The sequence below is a fragment of the Rhizobium sp. Leaf311 genome, from assembly GCF_001423445.1.
GTDB lineage: Bacteria > Pseudomonadota > Alphaproteobacteria > Rhizobiales > Rhizobiaceae > Agrobacterium.
In genome coordinates, this window is the sequence record NZ_LMNZ01000024.1 from 167,131 (window position 1) to 182,890 (window position 15,760).

15 protein-coding genes are annotated in these 15,760 nt (G+C 54.6%); 10 read left to right on the forward strand and 5 right to left on the reverse strand.

All coding sequences use genetic code 11. The features are described 5' to 3' along the window. Positions 1–57: 57 nt before the first annotated feature. A complete protein-coding gene (locus ASF69_RS22145) occupies positions 58–1,197 on the forward strand; it encodes an FAD-dependent monooxygenase (RefSeq protein WP_062590708.1) in 1,140 nt (379 codons plus the stop codon). Between the two features lie 13 nt (positions 1,198–1,210). On the opposite strand, the gene ASF69_RS22150 is transcribed toward ASF69_RS22145, so the two are convergent. Then, positions 1,211–2,752 (reverse strand): cation:proton antiporter, encoded by a 1,542-nt coding sequence (locus ASF69_RS22150; protein WP_062590860.1) that lies wholly within the window; start codon positions 2,750–2,752, stop codon positions 1,211–1,213. Between the two features lie 99 nt (positions 2,753–2,851). Here ASF69_RS22150 and ASF69_RS22155 point away from each other — a divergent pair, with 99 nt between their 5' ends. Together ASF69_RS22155 and ASF69_RS22160 are read left to right on the forward strand one after the other, a co-directional pair. Continuing rightward, positions 2,852–4,081: an NAD(P)/FAD-dependent oxidoreductase gene (locus ASF69_RS22155; RefSeq protein WP_062590862.1), complete on the forward strand. Its 1,230-nt coding sequence runs from the start codon at positions 2,852–2,854 to the stop codon at positions 4,079–4,081. 31 nt (positions 4,082–4,112) lie between these two features. Beyond that, positions 4,113–4,997, forward strand: a complete 885-nt coding sequence (locus tag ASF69_RS22160) for an AraC family transcriptional regulator (RefSeq protein WP_062590710.1) — start codon at positions 4,113–4,115, stop codon at positions 4,995–4,997. Between the two features lie 8 nt (positions 4,998–5,005). On the opposite strand, the gene ASF69_RS22165 is transcribed toward ASF69_RS22160, so the two are convergent. Next, positions 5,006–5,989 carry a LysR family transcriptional regulator gene (locus ASF69_RS22165; protein ID WP_082469834.1) on the reverse strand — a complete coding sequence of 328 codons (984 nt, stop codon included), beginning with the start codon at positions 5,987–5,989 and terminating at the stop codon, positions 5,006–5,008. A 404-nt stretch (positions 5,990–6,393) separates the two neighbouring features. Here ASF69_RS22165 and ASF69_RS22170 point away from each other — a divergent pair, with 404 nt between their 5' ends. From ASF69_RS22170 to ASF69_RS23785, 5 genes are all read left to right on the forward strand, one after another. After that, entirely contained in the window at positions 6,394–6,957 is a 564-nt protein-coding gene (locus ASF69_RS22170) for a 2Fe-2S iron-sulfur cluster-binding protein (protein ID WP_062590712.1), read from the forward strand. Continuing rightward, a complete protein-coding gene (locus tag ASF69_RS22175) occupies positions 6,954–7,931 on the forward strand; it encodes a xanthine dehydrogenase family protein subunit M (protein ID WP_062590713.1) in 978 nt (325 codons plus the stop codon). Before ASF69_RS22170 ends, ASF69_RS22175 begins: the two co-directional genes overlap by 4 nt. Beyond that, positions 7,931–10,096 (forward strand): xanthine dehydrogenase family protein molybdopterin-binding subunit, encoded by a 2,166-nt coding sequence (locus tag ASF69_RS22180; protein WP_062590714.1) that lies wholly within the window; start codon positions 7,931–7,933, stop codon positions 10,094–10,096. The genes ASF69_RS22175 and ASF69_RS22180 overlap by 1 nt, the downstream gene beginning before the upstream one ends. Before the next feature lie 46 nt (positions 10,097–10,142). After that, a complete protein-coding gene (locus ASF69_RS22185) occupies positions 10,143–10,865 on the forward strand; it encodes a hypothetical protein (RefSeq protein ID WP_156462155.1) in 723 nt (240 codons plus the stop codon). Between the two features lie 241 nt (positions 10,866–11,106). Continuing rightward, entirely contained in the window at positions 11,107–11,682 is a 576-nt protein-coding gene (locus ASF69_RS23785; RefSeq protein ID WP_082469835.1) for an acyltransferase, read from the forward strand. Positions 11,683–11,759: 77 nt separating this feature from the next. Here the strand turns inward: ASF69_RS23785 and ASF69_RS22195 are convergent, their stop codons facing one another. Further along, on the reverse strand, positions 11,760–12,587 hold the full coding sequence (locus ASF69_RS22195; protein ID WP_062590717.1) for an oxidoreductase: 828 nt from the start codon (positions 12,585–12,587) through the stop codon (positions 11,760–11,762). A 79-nt stretch (positions 12,588–12,666) separates the two neighbouring features. Here ASF69_RS22195 and ASF69_RS22200 point away from each other — a divergent pair, with 79 nt between their 5' ends. Beyond that, on the forward strand, positions 12,667–13,593 hold the full coding sequence (locus ASF69_RS22200) for an AraC family transcriptional regulator (RefSeq protein ID WP_062590866.1): 927 nt from the start codon (positions 12,667–12,669) through the stop codon (positions 13,591–13,593). Positions 13,594–13,733: 140 nt separating this feature from the next. Here ASF69_RS22200 and ASF69_RS22205 read toward each other — a convergent pair whose 3' ends face one another. Continuing rightward, on the reverse strand, positions 13,734–14,150 hold the full coding sequence (locus ASF69_RS22205) for a nuclear transport factor 2 family protein (RefSeq protein ID WP_162238107.1): 417 nt from the start codon (positions 14,148–14,150) through the stop codon (positions 13,734–13,736). Positions 14,151–14,393: 243 nt separating this feature from the next. Next, a complete protein-coding gene (locus tag ASF69_RS22210) occupies positions 14,394–14,804 on the reverse strand; it encodes a hypothetical protein (RefSeq protein ID WP_062590721.1) in 411 nt (136 codons plus the stop codon). Positions 14,805–14,877: 73 nt separating this feature from the next. Between ASF69_RS22210 and ASF69_RS22215 the strand changes: the two genes are divergently transcribed. Beyond that, the gene (locus ASF69_RS22215) at positions 14,878–15,438 is read left to right on the forward strand and encodes a TetR/AcrR family transcriptional regulator (RefSeq protein ID WP_062590723.1); all 561 of its coding nucleotides are present in this window, start codon (positions 14,878–14,880) and stop codon (positions 15,436–15,438) included. The last annotated feature ends 322 nt before the right edge of the window (positions 15,439–15,760 follow it).

Genomic DNA, 15,760 nt, shown 5'->3' on the forward strand with positions numbered 1-15,760 from the left:
TCATTACCAACCTTCAACCAGTGTTCGAACCGGACTGACAATAAAAAGATCGATACCATGATGAAAAATGAAAATGACGCGCCGGATCCGTTTGACGTAATCGTCGTCGGTGCTGGCATTGCCGGGCTCGCACTGACCCGTGAACTGTATCGGCGCGATATCAAAGTCGTAGCGCTTGAACGCCGTATGGATCTGGTCGACTCCGGACTAGCCATTAATCTTCCCGGCAACGCTATCGCTGCGCTCAACAGGCTTGGTCTCGGGAATGACCTGAAGCAGGTTGGAAATCCCATTACGCGTCGCGAGTATCGATCTTCCGGCGGACGCCTGCTCTTCAAAGTAGACGAAGTCGACTTCTGGGGATCTGATAATGCCCCACGCTGCATGCGACGGTCAGACCTAGCCGCGCTGTTGATGAAAGACGTTCCGGCATATCTGACCCGTTATCAAAGCGCCGTTACATCAGCGACTGCCTCCGGCAACTCCGCGACAGTCACAACATCGGACGGTCAAAGGCTCGAAGCCAGTTACCTTGTAGGAGCAGATGGCGTTCACTCCATTGTTCGCAAGTTATGTTTTCAAGGGGGTTCAGCCTCATTCTCGCAACTGGCACAAAGGAGCTGGCGGTTCATCGGCCCTAACCCTGGCGTAGATTGCTGGACCGTGTGGATGGGACAGCACGCGATCGTGTTGCTCATTCCGCTCGGGCCTGATGAAGTTTATGGCTGGGCGACTGTCACACATGATAAGAGTTCTGCCCAAGATCCCAGGATTTTGCTGCAGCATATGGCCGGCTTCGCTAGCGAACCGCGGCGGGCCGTCGAAGAAGCACTGTCGACGCCGGATCGACTGTTCACATCACCTTTGCACGAAATCCGCCTTTCGGATTGGAGTTGCAACCGGGCGATCCTCATCGGCGATGCTGCGCATGCGACTGCTCCCGTTTGGGCGCAGGGTGCGGCCTTGGCACTGGAAGATAGTATCGTGCTTGCGGATCTCATATCAGGCAATGCCGATCCGCAAAGCCTGGGAGAACAGTTTACGCGTCAAAGACGCGATCGAGTGCGGCACGTGCAAGCCATGACAGACCGTGCCGCCAAAGTATCTCGGTTGCCAGCACCTTTCCGAAATCTTCTCATGCCGCTACTCGGACCTTTGAGCTACAAGAACACGTACGGGCCTCTCAGGACGACATAACGCAGCAAACGTATCATCCTTCCATGATGCGTTTGCTTTCGTCAGAGCCTACAGAAAGCTGTTTCCAGTCAAGGTCTTCTTGCAATTCAAGATATTGCGTTGGGCCGATCTGGTCCGTCTTGTGCAACTCGGCAAGGTGCTCTCGTTGCGCGATGATCGCAGCTTTGATCATTTTTCGCCGTCTCGACAACGGCGAACCCTCTAGCAAATCTGGCGTTGCTTTCCGGTGCTCGAGATAAATAGCGCGAATGGCTTCTGCCTCTGGCCCCTTTTCATTCTCCAAGCGACGGAATGCCGCTTCCGCCAGCGACCTTCGGGCAGTTTCGAGTTCCTCTCGGGCCTCCTTCTCCCTGCCAAGCTTAAGAAGGGAAATCATCGGTGCCAAGGTTGCGCCCTGAATGACAAGTGTTGAGAGGACCACAGCGAAGGCTGTGAGCACCAGCAAATCACGCTCGGGAAAATCTGCCGGTAGCGCAAATGCAGTCGCCAGCGTGACCAGTCCACGCATGCCCGACCAGCCGACCAATAGGGTTTCGCCTGCCGTAAACGGTGCCGAACGCTTCCCCTGCCGGTTAGGGAAGGCAGAAGCAGCATGCAGCAGGAAGGCGATAGCAAGACGCGTTACGATAACGGCGGCAACAACGACTGCGGCAAAATACACGGCGCGTTCCAGTTGCTCGGATGGCATTGCCTGGACGATGCGGCGAGCCTGCAGGCCCATCAAAAGAAAAGCGACCACATTCAAAAGAAAGACGACTGTCGTCCAGACTGCGAAGGAATGAACGCGCATGCGCGGCGAGTTATCGACCTTCTCAAGCGCGGCAATCGTCATGGCGCTCGCCACCGTTGCCAGAACGGCAGACAGATGTAGATGCTCGGCAATGAGCCAGGTCGAGAAGGCATAAACAAACTGTAACAGAGTGCCGCCCACAGTGTTCTCCGTCAGTGGCCTGAGCCGGGATACCAGAAGCCCGAAGACGATGCCGAAGACAATTCCGCCCGGCACCGCCAGACCAAGTTGAACCGCGACTGCGCCATTTATCCCTCCCTGTGCTTGCATCGTCAGCGCCGCGCCAAAGAGCAAGAGAGCCGTCGCATCATTGAAAAGGCTTTCGCCTTTCAGGAGCGTGTCGACGCGTCTAGACACCGGAAGGCTGGAAAGAACCGCCGTTGCTGCCGCTGCATCCGGCGGAGCGACGATGGCACCCAGCGTGAATGCCACCGCCAATGGAAGACCGCCCATTTCAACGCCGACCAACGTTACGACGCAGGTGGTAATGAGAACAGCGAAGATCGCGTAGAAGATCAGCGGTAGCAGCATTCGGCGCGCCGCGCCCACGGGAAAATCATAGGCTGAATCGATCAAGACAGGCGCGATGAAGAGAGCCAGTGCCGTGGGCGGGTCGATGGGGATCGTAGGCGCTCCGGGCAGGAGAGCCACAGCCACACCGGCAGCGGCGAGAATGCCGGGATAAGGCAAGTGCATTCGCCGCGTGACTTGAAGAAGCAACATAGCAATCGCCAGCAATGCAATAATGGTCTCAAAGAAAGTCATCGCCATGACACTCCAATGCTTTCGAGCGCGTTGAAAGAGCTAGATGCTGCATGTAAAGGTGTTTAACATGAAGGATAAGCGTGAGAAATAATCATGGCGCTGGATTATGACGTTGCTGTTATCGGTGCGGGAGCGGCCGGTATCGCAGCGGCTCGAAAACTGACGAGCGCCGGACGTTCTGTCGTTATTCTCGAAGCCAGCAATCGCATTGGTGGGCGCGCATGGACGATCGGCCTGTGCGGAATGCCGCTGGATCTCGGTTGTGGCTGGCTCCATTCCGCGAAACGCAATCCGTTTTCACAGCTCGGTCGCGAGGCAGGATTTTCCATCGAACGCACGATATCCGCCTGGCAGAGCCAATGGCACGAACTTGGCTTCTCCAAGGCTGAACGATCTGCCGCGCGATCAGTGTGGGAAGCGTTCAATGAGCGGATCAGACGCGATCCCCCTGAGACGGACCGGGCTTCGGATGCACTCGATCCTGACGGCGAGTGGAACCAATATTGCCAGTCGCTCAGTGCTTATCTCAACGGCGCGCCTTTAGAGCAACTCTCGATCCGCGATTTTCTCGCTTATGACGACGCAGCCACTGATGATAACTGGCGTGTGAAGGAAGGATATGGGAGCCTGATTACAAGCTGCCTCCCAACGGATGCCGCCGTGCAATTGTCGACGCCAATTCGACGCGTGGCGCTGACTGGGGACGGTGTGCGTGTCGAGACAGATCGCAACGCGTTGTTGGCAAGCGCGGTGATTGTCACGGCATCCACCAATGTGCTCGCGCGAGGCATGATCTCATTTGATCGAGAAGTGGATGACCATTTGCAGGCGGCGACCCAATTGCCGCTTGGGCTTGCAGACAAATTGTTCATCAGGCTTGAGGGTCACCATGGTCTGGAACCGGAGACCCATCTGCTGGGCAACCCTCGCGACTCGTCAACTGGCAGCTATTATATCAGGCCAATGGGTCGACAGCTGATTGAAGGCTTTTATGGGGGCGAAGGCGCTGCGCGTCTGGAGACCGCAGGTCTCATGGATGCTTTTGCATTCGCATCAGACGAGCTTGCATCGCTCATCGGAAATCGCATCAGATCTCATTTGAAGCCTTTGATCGCCTCCACCTGGTGCGCGATGGACTGGATACACGGCTCCTACAGCCATGCAGTTCCCGGTGCCTCGCAAGCGCGTATTTTACTTGCGCAACCAGTGGAAGACCGGTTGTTTTTCGCCGGCGAAGCGACACATCCTCAGGACTTCTCCACGGCTCATGGTGCGTGGGACAGTGGACTGCGTGCCGCCGGTGAGGTTCTTGCGGTCATGACATCTTAGCAAATAAAGGGCAAACGGCAGTATTTTGGTAATGACAGACAAGCAACATATCGAAGCAATCATTAAACGACATGCTCCATGCGACGGCACGTTCGAAACCAAGCTGCCGGGTCTGAGGCTGATACGCTGTTCCACGCCGACGCTTCCAATGCCTGTCATTTATGAACCGGCACTTTGCCTCGTCGCACAGGGACGAAAGCGGGCAACACTTGGAACAAGAAGCTTCGTCTATGACAGCGCCAATTATCTTATCGCTTCGGTCGATCTTCCAGTCATGGGAGCGGTTATAGAGGCTTCTCCGGAAAAACCTTATCTTTCAATGCAGCTTGACCTCGATACCGCTGAACTGGCTGACCTGGCGGTTCGGTATCCTTCGAATGAGCGACCGTCAGGACGCAACCCGGCGGGACTTCTGCTCAATGAGGTTGATCCAGGCATCATTGATGCCGCAACGCGTCTTTTGAAGTTACTAGACACTCCTCAGGACATTGACGCCCTTGCACCGCTGGCAAAACGCGAAATTCTCTATCGGCTTATCACAGGCGCTTCAGGTCATGACGTGCGCCGGATCGCGCATGCGGGCACGCATCTTACGCAGATAGCGAGAGCGATCCTGTGGATCCGCGAACACTACCGGGAGCAATGTCCGGTGGAAACCGCCGCTGAAGTCGCCGGGATGAGTCGCTCGACCTTTTATACCCACTTTAAAGCGATCACCAATATGAGCCCACTGGAATTCAGAACCCAGTTGCGGCTCCAGGAAGCGCGCCGACTTATGCTCAGTGACGGGCTCGACGCAGCGACTGCTGGATTTCAGGTTGGTTATGGCAGCCCATCGCAATTCTCCAGAGAATATACGAGGGTCTTCGGCACGCCGCCCGCAACACACATCAATAGTCTGCGGCAGTTGCCTTAACCCCAGTTTTACAATTCCTCTGGAACACTGAGCGACGCAGCGGCATCGTGACCTATCATATCTGCCGCAATGAATGGATTGGCGGATGGTCTGGATGCTGGCCGTCCAAGAAGTTGGTAACGCTGAAACGACTTCACGAAATGGTCGAAGGCGGCTCGGATGCGGCCAACCTTCAGAAGATTCTCGTGTGCGACGATCCAGACGTCAAGTTTGTGAATATCGACATCCGGCAATATTCTGATCAAGTTGGAATCCGTTTCTCCCAGAGGCGTCTGCAGCACTCCAATTCCGATCCCCTGTCTAAGTGCGGCGACTTGCGCGGGATGGCTGTCGCTCTTGAAGACGAAGTTGCTGGAGGTTGACGTCAGACCAAGAGACACCGCGAGAGCCCAATCTGCGCGGTTTCGGTCTGGACCGATAAGGTCGTGATCTCCAAGTTCCATAAGGTTCTTTGGCACGCCGTGTCTGTGGACATAAGACGTGGATGCGTAGAGCCCAAGAGGAATATTCGCCGCCTTACGTGCAACCAGAGCGCCTTGCGTTGGAGTATAGGTGCGAATTGCGAGATCAACTTCTCGTGTCAACAAATCGGCAGACACGTCGCTCAGTACCAGCTCGATCCGGAGATCTGGATGTTCGATCCTTAGATCAGCGAGCATCTTCGGAAGCACTTCAGTACCCATGATTTCCGGTACGCTCATCCGGACGACGCCGGAAACCCCGCCGCTCGAAGCTGCCTCCCGACGGAAGGAGTGAGACGCATGGGCCATCGCCGTGACCGGTCTTCTAAGGCTTTCTGCCAGTTCCGTGGGGATTAGGCCCGTCGTAGAGCGAACAAACAAGACCGCACCAAGAGCGCTCTCCAGCACCTCTATTCTGGACCGAACCGTTGGATGAGAAACCGCCAGTTTACGCGCGGCCGCTGCAAAGCTGCCAGCCTCCAGAACAGCCAGAAAAACGCGTTGATCATCCCAGGAAATTTCATCGCTCATAAAGTTTTCTACAGCTCCTGAAGGAAAAACGGAATTCTCATCCGCCCCGGTATCTTTAGATTTTTGCTGTGATCCACACACAGCATCACGGTTTGCCACCTACGCCACCGACCTGGTCCGTGAAAGTCATCGTTGGAAATTTCGGAGGATTCGCCAAGTTTCCCGGACAATCATTTTATCGATCGGCTCGGGGTTGTGACTACTGTTGATTGCGGGAAGGTGAACATTGCAAGCACTAACCAAAAGTTGTGCTTGATGCATATGCAACATTTTAGTTGGCCGGCTTAGATCGCCGGATGCAATCATGAAGGGAGATACATGTGACAGATACTGAGGACCAGGCACCCGGCCTTACTCGTCGGCAATTTCATCAAGTTGTCGGGACAGGCGTGGCGGCAACATGGATGACGTTTGTCACCCCCTTGGAGTCGGACGCTGCACAACCGGCATCAAAAACCCGGAATTTGGTGAGCCTGACTGTCAACGGTCAGAAGCATGATCTCCAGCTTGATCCTCGTACAACGCTTCTCGATATGCTTCGAGAGCACCTCGCATTGACCGGGACGAAGAAGGGTTGCGATCATGGCCAGTGTGGCGCCTGCACAGCGATTGTGGATGGTCGGCGCATCAATTCGTGCCTGAGCCTGGCAGCTATGCACGACGGCAGTGAGATAGTCACGATTGAAGGCCTGGCATCGGCAGACAGTCTGCATCCAATGCAGAGCGCATTCATCGAGCATGATGGCTTCCAGTGCGGCTACTGTACGCCCGGCCAGATATTGTCAGCCGTTGGAGTGCTCAACGAACTGGCTGCCGGTTTCCCCAGCGCGGTCACGGCGGATCTGAATGCCGCACCCGATGGAAGCGCGATGGAAATCCGTGAGCGGATGAGCGGCAATATCTGTCGTTGCGCGGCTTACCCCAACATCATTGCGGCAATTCTCGATGCAAAAGGAACACGCGCATGAGGGACTTCATCTATCACCGTGCCCGTTCAATCGATGATGCCATGTCTCTTCTAGGCACAAATCCAGACGCAAAATTACTGGCGGGCGGCACAAATTTGCTGGACCTCATGAAGCTTCAGATCGAAACGCCGCCCCACCTCATTGACGTCAATCACCTTGGTCTGGATGAAATCGAGGTCACCGAGGCTGGTGGACTCTCGATCGGTGCGACAGTCCGTAATGCCGACCTTGCCTCTCATCCCGCTGTACGGAGTGATTACGGTGTCCTGACGCGGGCACTGGTTTCAGGGGCCTCGGGCCAACTGCGCAATCGAGCGACGACAGCAGGTAATTTGATGCAGCGTACACGCTGTCCCTATTTCTACGGCACGACCATGGCCTGCAACAAGAGAGAACCCGGCTCAGGATGTGATGCGATCAACGGACTGTCAGCCAACCTTGCCATTCTCGGCACGAGTGCATCATGCATCGCAACGCACCCCTCGGACATGGCCGTTGCCTTGCGCGCGCTGGATGCGTCAGTCGTCGTGACGGGACCAGACGGCGAACGCAAAATTGCGATCAGCGAGTTTCACAGACTGCCCGATGAGACACCACATATTGAGACAAATCTGAAGGCCAGGGAGATCATAACCAAAGTCGAGCTTCCCGCCCCCATCGGCGGCAAACACGTCTATCGCAAGGTACGCGAGCGAGCCAGTTACGCATTTGCGACCGTATCCGTCGCACTGATCGCGCAGATCAACGGCAAAGAAGTTGCCATCGAACGTCTGGCATTCGGCGGCCTGGCTGCAAAGCCATGGCGTGTAGAAGCCGCCGAAAACCAAGGGTTCGGCCGCCCTGAAGATGTCGCCCGGGACGCCGCGTCCGCGGCTCTCGAAGGGGCAAATCCAACGGAGCATAACAGATACAAGATTGAGCTGGCGCAGCGTGCTCTGCACTCCGCCTTGATTGATGCACAGGAGCAGAAATAATGATCCGTCTCGATACTGATAGCACGGACACGCGCATCGTCGGCAAACCCGTCAGCCGATTGGACGGCGTAAAAAAGGTAACAGGCGCTGCAACTTACGCTTATGAGCACGCCCCGGCCCTAAAGGCTTTGGTTGGCGTCTTTGCGACTTCCAGCATAGGACAAGGCGAAATCCTGGACATTGACGTGACGGCGGCTGAAAAGATGGAAGGGGTTCGCCGGATCATCACCTATAAAAACTGTATACCACAGGGTAAGCTGGATACATCAAACGCCAATTTTACGACCCGGGCACGGCCCATCCTTTCGAGCACCACGATAAACCATTATGGTGAACCCGTCGCTCTGGTGGTTGCAGACACCTTCGAACAGGCGAGAGATGCGGCCCGCGCCGTAAAGCCCTTGTATAAGCCTGGCCAAGGGAATTTCGCCTACTCTCCAGAGAGCGAAATTGTCGATGAGGAAATGGCTGCGGCCGGCTTTGTCGGCACGACCAGAGTTGGTGATTTCGACACCGGCTTCGCAGGGTCCACTGTACAGGTCGATGCGAGCTTTGAAACCGCGATGCAACTGTCGCAACCCATGGAGCCGCATGCGACGCTGGCGTGGTGGGACGGCGAGACTCTCAATCTCGTCACCAGTCATCAGACGATAACCAATATTCAGACATCCCTGGAGGCTGCTTTCGGATTGTCGAAAGAGCGGCTGGTCATCTCCGCGCCGTTCGTCGGGGGTGGGTTTGGTTCGAAACTTGCCGTACACGCTGACCTGATGGGTGCTGCCGTTGCCGCCAAAATGTCAGGACACCCGGTGAAGGTTTCGTTGACCCGGCAACAGATGTTCGGCCTCACAGGTCTTCGCCCGTGGCAACAGCAACGGGTTCGGCTGGGTGCGAGCGCCGATGGTCGCCTCGCGGCAATAGGCCATGAGGCACTGATTTACTCCAATCGTAACGATCCGTTTGTCGAGCAGACCGCGACCGTGACACGATCTCTCTATGCTGCCCCTCATCGCTTGACACGTCATCAATCGTTTCATCTCGATCTGCCGAATGGCGAGGCTGTTCGCGCGCCCGGCGAAATGACAGGTTTGCTCGCTGTTGAAATAGCGATGGATGAGCTTGCCGAAAAACTGTCGATCGATCCGGTCGAATTGCGCGTTCTGAACGATACGACATCCGATCCGGAGACGGGCGTCCCACTGACCGGGCGCGACCTTGGCGAATGTCTCCGTACCGGCGCGGAACGGTTTGGTTGGTCGGAGCGTGGCGCGAAACCGGGTGAGCGGCGTGATGGCCAGTGGCTGATTGGAATGGGCGTCGCTTCGGCCATTCGCTTTCACTTTCAGGGGTCAGCAGAAGTCGAGGTCGCCATAAGGCCAAACGGCAGGATAGAGGTCAGGTCAGACCTGACCGACATCGGCACGGGCAGCTACACGATTCTTGCCCAGATCGCTGCCGAACTTCTTGGGCAGCAGGTTGAGGACATTGACGTTACCTTGGCACATTCGAGCCTGCCACCCGGCGGAGGTTCGGGAGGATCATGGGGTGCACCAAACACGGCGACAGCCCTGCATCGTGCATGTCTCTCCCTTCTGGAGCGCGCAGGGGTTTCACCAAGCCCGAATTTTATAGCAGATGTTTTGAAGGCAAATCCTTCAGGACTGATGGCAACAGGCACAATTGCATCTTCTGCCAACACCGCAGACTGGGAAGCAAAGTCGCGTCACACATACGGTGCCCACTTTATCGAGGTCGGCGTTCATTCTTTAACAGGCGAAGTCCGGATTCGACGTATGCTCGGTGTGTTCTCCGCTGGCCGTATTCTTAATCCTAAAACAGCCAAATCTCAGCTTTTGGGAGGGATGATATGGGGCGTTTCGGCAGCCATTCGTGAAGCTGCCGAAATTGATGCACGTTACGGAAACATCGTGAATGGAGATTTGGCGGAATATCTGGTGCCGGTCCACGCGGATATTCCCGACATTGATGTCATCCTGATCGACAGACCGGACCTGGACGCAAATCCGGTGGGCGTTAAAGGCGTAGGAGAACTGGGGAATTGCGGCTCATCCGCTGCCCTTGCCAACGCTATTTATAACGCCTGTGGCGCCAGAGTTCACAAATTTCCAATCCGGCTGGCAAGCCTGCTGCCCGCGCTTCATTAGCATTGATATCGCCGTAGGGAATATAGCCATGGCATGACAGCATGCCATGGCTAGAAGAAACTCGTTTTACATTTTGTACAAAGGGCACGCCGCGACTCCATCAGATGCCGTGGGCGACTTCATGAAACGACGGATGAAAGAGTGCATTTTGCGGAAAACACCCACACTGTTTGAAATTCTAAAATACCATCGGGAAACCGCTTTCGTGCTGGCAGCGAGCTTTGTGGCACTTTTCATAGCTGGCATCGCTTCGACGCTCGTCATACCGGAACTCCGACCAGGTGGGCTCGGAGCACTTCGAAATGGCGGCGAATCCGGCAGTCTCGGTTGGCTCATATCGTCGGCATATTCCGAAGGGAATATTCCGTATGCCATGGCTGTAACATTCCTCGTCAATCTGATGTGGGCCGGCTTCTTACAGACGACTTTACCGACCTTTGTCGTGCCCTATCTCGGTGTCGTGGTCACGGGCCTTCGCTTTCTGCTTTGGGGAATTCTCTTCACGCTTGTCGGTGCGAATGATCAATCAATCTTCATTCATTACATCACGCTTTTTCTGGAAGGATTTGCGTACGCACTCGCGGCTTTGGCGGCCTGGATCCATAGCAGAATGTTTCTCAGACCCGGTCTCTATGGACTGCGAAGTCGTATTCAGGGTTACAAAGCGGGCTTAGTGGCAACCGCCAAGATTTACATCATCATTATTCCCGCCTTGATCATGGCAGCAGCATACGAGGCGATATCTGTTATCGGGTTCATAGCGCAATGATGGCTCAGTCTGCCGCAGCTAACCGCAATCTACCACAGCTACATCCCGCAGTCGCGGTGTCGCAGGCGATACAAAATGATAGGAGCGCAATCTGACATAAGCTTTAGGCTTTAAACCATAACTGCATTCCTTCGCTTTGTGCTAAACAAGCACTCGAACGGATAACGGCAGATGGGACTTCCCCTTTTATCCCTCGCTGCGTTCCCCGAAATGTGCGTCTCTCCCAGAGTTCGGATTTCACATGGCAAATCTATTTCGCATCATCACAAGGCGCGGCGCAAACAAGTCAATCAGACTGGTCAATCGGGGTACAGCCCATGTTGAAGGACAAGTAACAGGCGCTGGCGAGATATGCCTTGGTCAAGCTTGGAAAGGTCTTCCGGCCGAGCCTACGCAGCTCATTATAAAACCCGACGGACAGCTCCATCTCAATGGTCGCTTTGATGTCTATAGCGGCTGCACGATCGGCATTCAAAGCGGGGCGAAGCTTACACTGGGAAGTGGTTTTGCTAATCGTAGCAGCTGGATATCCTGCGGCCATGAAATAACGATTGGCGAGCAGGTCTTCATCGCCGATCAGGTTATAATCCGCGATTGGGATGGCCACACAATCGTTGGACGCCCTAACGCCGCACCCATTACAATCGGAAATCACGTCTGGATCGGGATGCGCTCCATGATCCTCAAAGGGGTCACCATCGGCGACGGCGCTGTGATAGCTGCCGGAGCGGTCGTGGTGAAAGATGTTCCGGCGGGTTCCGTCGTTGCAGGCAACCCCGCGAAAGTCGTCAAAAACGATGTCTCTTGGGTACCGTAAGGGCCAGCGGGCACATCCGCACCACTGTTCAATATCCGACGCCGTGCGACGATCGCGGCGTGGCTTATTCCGATTCATCACCCGTCAGTCGAAACAGTGAGAGCTTTCCAGTCCTCAATTTCCTGCTGCAACCGGTCGATCCGCGCCGTTACGTGCTTGAGAGCATCGCTTCCCAGAAGAAGTTGCGGCGGAGGGCTGTCGGCTTCGATGAGGGTGAGTAGGGCGGCGGCCAGCTTTTCAGGATCACCAAGTTGGTTACCACTCACGGCCTGTCTGGCCTCGCGGATCGGATCAAATAGACTGTCGTAATCTGCAATCGACCTCTCCGTTCGTATCATCGAGCGCCCTGCCCAGTCCGTTCGGAAGGAACCGGGGCAAAGTGTCGTAACGTGAACACCAAAAGGTGCCATTTCAGAGCGCATGACTTCGGAAATACCTTGGAGTGCGAATTTGCTGCCGCAGTAATACGCGATGCCCGGCATGGTGATCATGCCGCCCATCGATGTGACGTTGACGATAAAGCCACGGCGGCGCTCCCGGAACCTGGGAAGAAACGCTTTGGCCACCGCAACCGCCCCAAAAACATTGACGTCAAACTGACGTCGCATCTCATCGATCGGCGACTCTTCGAGGACACCCTCGTGACCGTAACCGGCATTGTTTATCAGCACGTCGACGGGTCCGTACTTGTCCTCGGCTTGCCTGACGACCTCTGGAATACGATCGAATTCGGTCACGTCGCAAATGACCGTGTGCAGTGCCGGAAGGGACTTTGCCATCGCTTCACGAGAGCTTTGGGAGCGGACTGTCCCAATGACTTCGTGACCGGCCTGGACTGCGGCGGTAGCGATCGCCAATCCGAAGCCTGAATTTGCTCCAGTGATGAAGAATGTCCTGGCTATCATTGTTTGAAACTCCTTGATTGCTTGTGGACGTGACAGATAATATGAGAACCTTGGAAGAACGATCTTGGAAACTATCAAGTTGTTGCCAAATCCTATTTATGACGACAGAAGAGCGTCCATGAAGAACCAGCTTGTCGAATTGGCCGGACAACTTGCTCCTCGCCACGGGTACAACCCGACATCTCTTCCTACGGTCCGTATTCTGAGAACCGAGACTGTGCTTCGCGACATTTCGGTGCTCTATAATCCAGGGGCCGTATTCGTCTTACAGGGAAGCAAGCAAGGCCTCCTTGAAGGAGATATCTACCTCTATGATGAGGACCACTATCTTGCCGTATCGGTGCCAGTTCCCTTTCGGATGACGTCGACTGCCAGTCCGCAGCGGCCTTTGCTGGCGATCTATCTGGAGTTCGATATGCAAATGGCGGCCGAAATCGCCATGCAGATTGAAAAACACGCAGGTCCGGCAACGACACTGCCCAATGGCCTCACATCGAGCAGAATGGGCGATGACATCGAGGATGTCCTGTTACGCCTGTTAATTGCACTCGGCAGCGCGGTTGATATCGCAGTGCTTGGAGCCTCAATCCTGCGCGAACTGCATTATCGGGTCATGGTTGGACCGCAAGGCGCTGCAGTCGTTGCAGCCCTTCAGCGAAAAGGCACGCCTGGAAAATTGGTCCAGAGCCTTGTGTGGATACGCGCGAACTACGGTTCCGACATCGCTGTAGCGGACCTGGCAAAAGACGTGGGTATGAGCGTTCCCTCCTATCACATGCATTTCAAGAAGCTGACCGGATCGAGCCCGATTCAATATTTGAAAGCATTGCGGCTTCATGAGGCAAGACTGATGATCGCTCGTCAAAGCGGGACAATCGCGCAAGTGGCTATATCGGTCGGTTACGTAAGTCCGGCGCAGTTCAGCCGTGACTTCAAACGGCATTTCGGGCGAACAGCATCGGAAGAGGTGAAGTGGGTTCGGCATCACCTCGGAGAGCAGCCCTGAAGACGCTGAGACAAGATATAGGTGGCGCAGCGTCATCAACCGGTCAGTACGGATCGTTTCAAGGTCATTACGCCACAGGCGACTTCGGAGTTCCCTACAGAGCCAGCTTTCGCACAACTTGCAGCGCAGCTATTCCCTATTCAGAGTTTGACGCGGTCTATGATTTCGTAATAAGCGTGGAAATCGAGCCATTCGATGCCAGAAACAACCCGGCCGTCGCGCATGTCCATGATGTACATGTATTCGTTGCGGTAAGGAACGCCATCAATAGCGGTTGTGGCACTCTTGATGCGGGCAAACACCTTGTCGCCATCTGCCCACGTTCCTACGACCGTGATGGTTAGCGGTGACGCAAACCGCGCAAAAAGTGCCTCTTCCGCTTTCGAGAAAAGTTCTTCTTTGCTGTGATACGTTCCTGCGATCGGACCGTGGCCTGCCAGTGTCCACTCTACGTCGTCTACAAAAATCTCGAAAAATTTCGCAAAGTCATGAGACGAACCCGCAAGAGCGTTGTTCACGATGTTCAAGTTCGATTGCTCGGTCTGTGAATAAGGCATGTTCATCCTTTCTTGACTTAGGATCATGGAGCGCCTTGAAGGACAACCGTCCAAAATGGCGTCATGTGTGGGCTGCTTAGGCTGGAAACATTTCATTTCCTCGTTTGCATCAATGCAAGCCTGCTTCGGCGGTCTCGAATAAACTTTGGTTGATCAAAAGGGCGCTAAACCGTGCGGATCGCTAAAAATACTTAAATGTTCAAACCGGATACGCGTGCTAGCGTGTTGAGGTCGACAAGGTCTTCAAGGCCGAGTGGCAATAAACCGCCAGTCTGAAACAGCAGCCAGACGATGAGGCTCTGCGCGTATTGAGTAATCTCGACTGTCTACGATTGATCGCAGATCGGCAAAGCTTCTATACCGAACGGCTACGATGTCGTCCCATTGCTCTTGTTCTCGTGGAAACACTGTCTTGAGCTGCTTGCCGGCATAGACAAGTTCCACGGGTATATCCAAGCTGGCTGCGATGTCGCGGAATGCACCCGCGTAGCCTTCATAATATGCGGCCCGGGCCGTTGCCCTCTTGTCTTGGAAGTCATCGGGATAAGAAGGGTGAGCCCTGAAAGAAAGCAGATTTATCATCACAACGGGTTCATCTCCGATCACGCGACTAGCCTCAGCCAAGCCATCAGGCGAAAATTCAAGCTCATTCATAATTCAAACTTTCTGACATTATTTGTAATTTTGTCAGATTTTGACATTTTTTGTCGAGATGTCAAGATACGTTATGCGTAACAGAATCGATAAGACAGATGACATTCTGCGAGGGGCAGAAGACGTATTCGTTCGGTATGGCTTCGCTCGCACCACAATGAGCGACATCGCCATAGCCGCCGGTATCTCCCGGCCCGCACTCTACCTTTTGTTTCCAGACAAGGAGGCAATATTCGGCAGGGTTATCGAACAAATGGATGAGCGTTCGCTGGGCCGGATAAGAGCTGCCGTGGCCGAGATTGAGCCCATAGACCAGAAGCTGTTACACGCCTGTCTGGTGTGGGGAGCGCATGGTGTCGAACTCGCGGAAGCATTTCCCGACGCCGCGGATCTCTTTGACCTTCGCTTCCCTGCCGTGCGTCTAGTCTACTCACGATTCCAGATGTTGATTGTTGATATCCTCAGCGCGAGCGCGGACCCATGGCGGTTGCCTATCAGCCGCCAAGACTACGCATTGACACTCACCTACGGAATGCGAGGCCTCCGCTACGCTGCTGAAGATGTCGAGGACATGAGGCGTCTTATTGAAGCACACGTCACGATCTATAGCATGCCGCTCAGGGATTATACCTAGGGCCGAGACAACTTTGCACATCAAAGCAAAATATCCGACATCAGCTTCAATGAATGACCCATATCCAGTGTGAATCGATTTCAACTGGTGCACCATTTTGCAGACCTGACGACGCTCTGTTCGCACGCGATACTGTTTTACAAAATTGTGACGTGGAACATACTATGAGTTGTTTTCCAAACAACTGCTGAAAGAAAATCGATATTGTTATTTTAGAACAGTGATTTAGAGCTTTTCGTCTAAAAACGACAGTCCCATCTTCCATCTTAAAAATAGTTGAGGCGCAATTTCTAGGCACTTACCTCCTCTCTGCTCGGTCACC

Coding starts and splice junctions, on each gene's coding strand:
- ASF69_RS22145 (WP_062590708.1), top strand. CDS start 58: ATGATGAAAAATGAAAATGACGCGCCGGATCCGTTTGACGTAATCGTC.
- ASF69_RS22150 (WP_062590860.1), bottom strand. CDS start 2,752: ATGACTTTCTTTGAGACCATTATTGCATTGCTGGCGATTGCTATGTTG.
- ASF69_RS22160 (WP_062590710.1), top strand. CDS start 4,113: ATGACAGACAAGCAACATATCGAAGCAATCATTAAACGACATGCTCCA.
- ASF69_RS22165 (WP_082469834.1), bottom strand. CDS start 5,989: ATGAGCGATGAAATTTCCTGGGATGATCAACGCGTTTTTCTGGCTGTT.
- ASF69_RS22170 (WP_062590712.1), top strand. CDS start 6,394: ATGACGTTTGTCACCCCCTTGGAGTCGGACGCTGCACAACCGGCATCA.
- ASF69_RS22175 (WP_062590713.1), top strand. CDS start 6,954: ATGAGGGACTTCATCTATCACCGTGCCCGTTCAATCGATGATGCCATG.
- ASF69_RS22180 (WP_062590714.1), top strand. CDS start 7,931: ATGATCCGTCTCGATACTGATAGCACGGACACGCGCATCGTCGGCAAA.
- ASF69_RS22185 (WP_156462155.1), top strand. CDS start 10,143: ATGGCTAGAAGAAACTCGTTTTACATTTTGTACAAAGGGCACGCCGCG.
- ASF69_RS23785 (WP_082469835.1), top strand. CDS start 11,107: ATGGCAAATCTATTTCGCATCATCACAAGGCGCGGCGCAAACAAGTCA.
- ASF69_RS22195 (WP_062590717.1), bottom strand. CDS start 12,587: ATGATAGCCAGGACATTCTTCATCACTGGAGCAAATTCAGGCTTCGGA.
- ASF69_RS22205 (WP_162238107.1), bottom strand. CDS start 14,150: ATGCCTTATTCACAGACCGAGCAATCGAACTTGAACATCGTGAACAAC.
- ASF69_RS22210 (WP_062590721.1), bottom strand. CDS start 14,804: ATGAATGAGCTTGAATTTTCGCCTGATGGCTTGGCTGAGGCTAGTCGC.
- ASF69_RS22215 (WP_062590723.1), top strand. CDS start 14,878: ATGCGTAACAGAATCGATAAGACAGATGACATTCTGCGAGGGGCAGAA.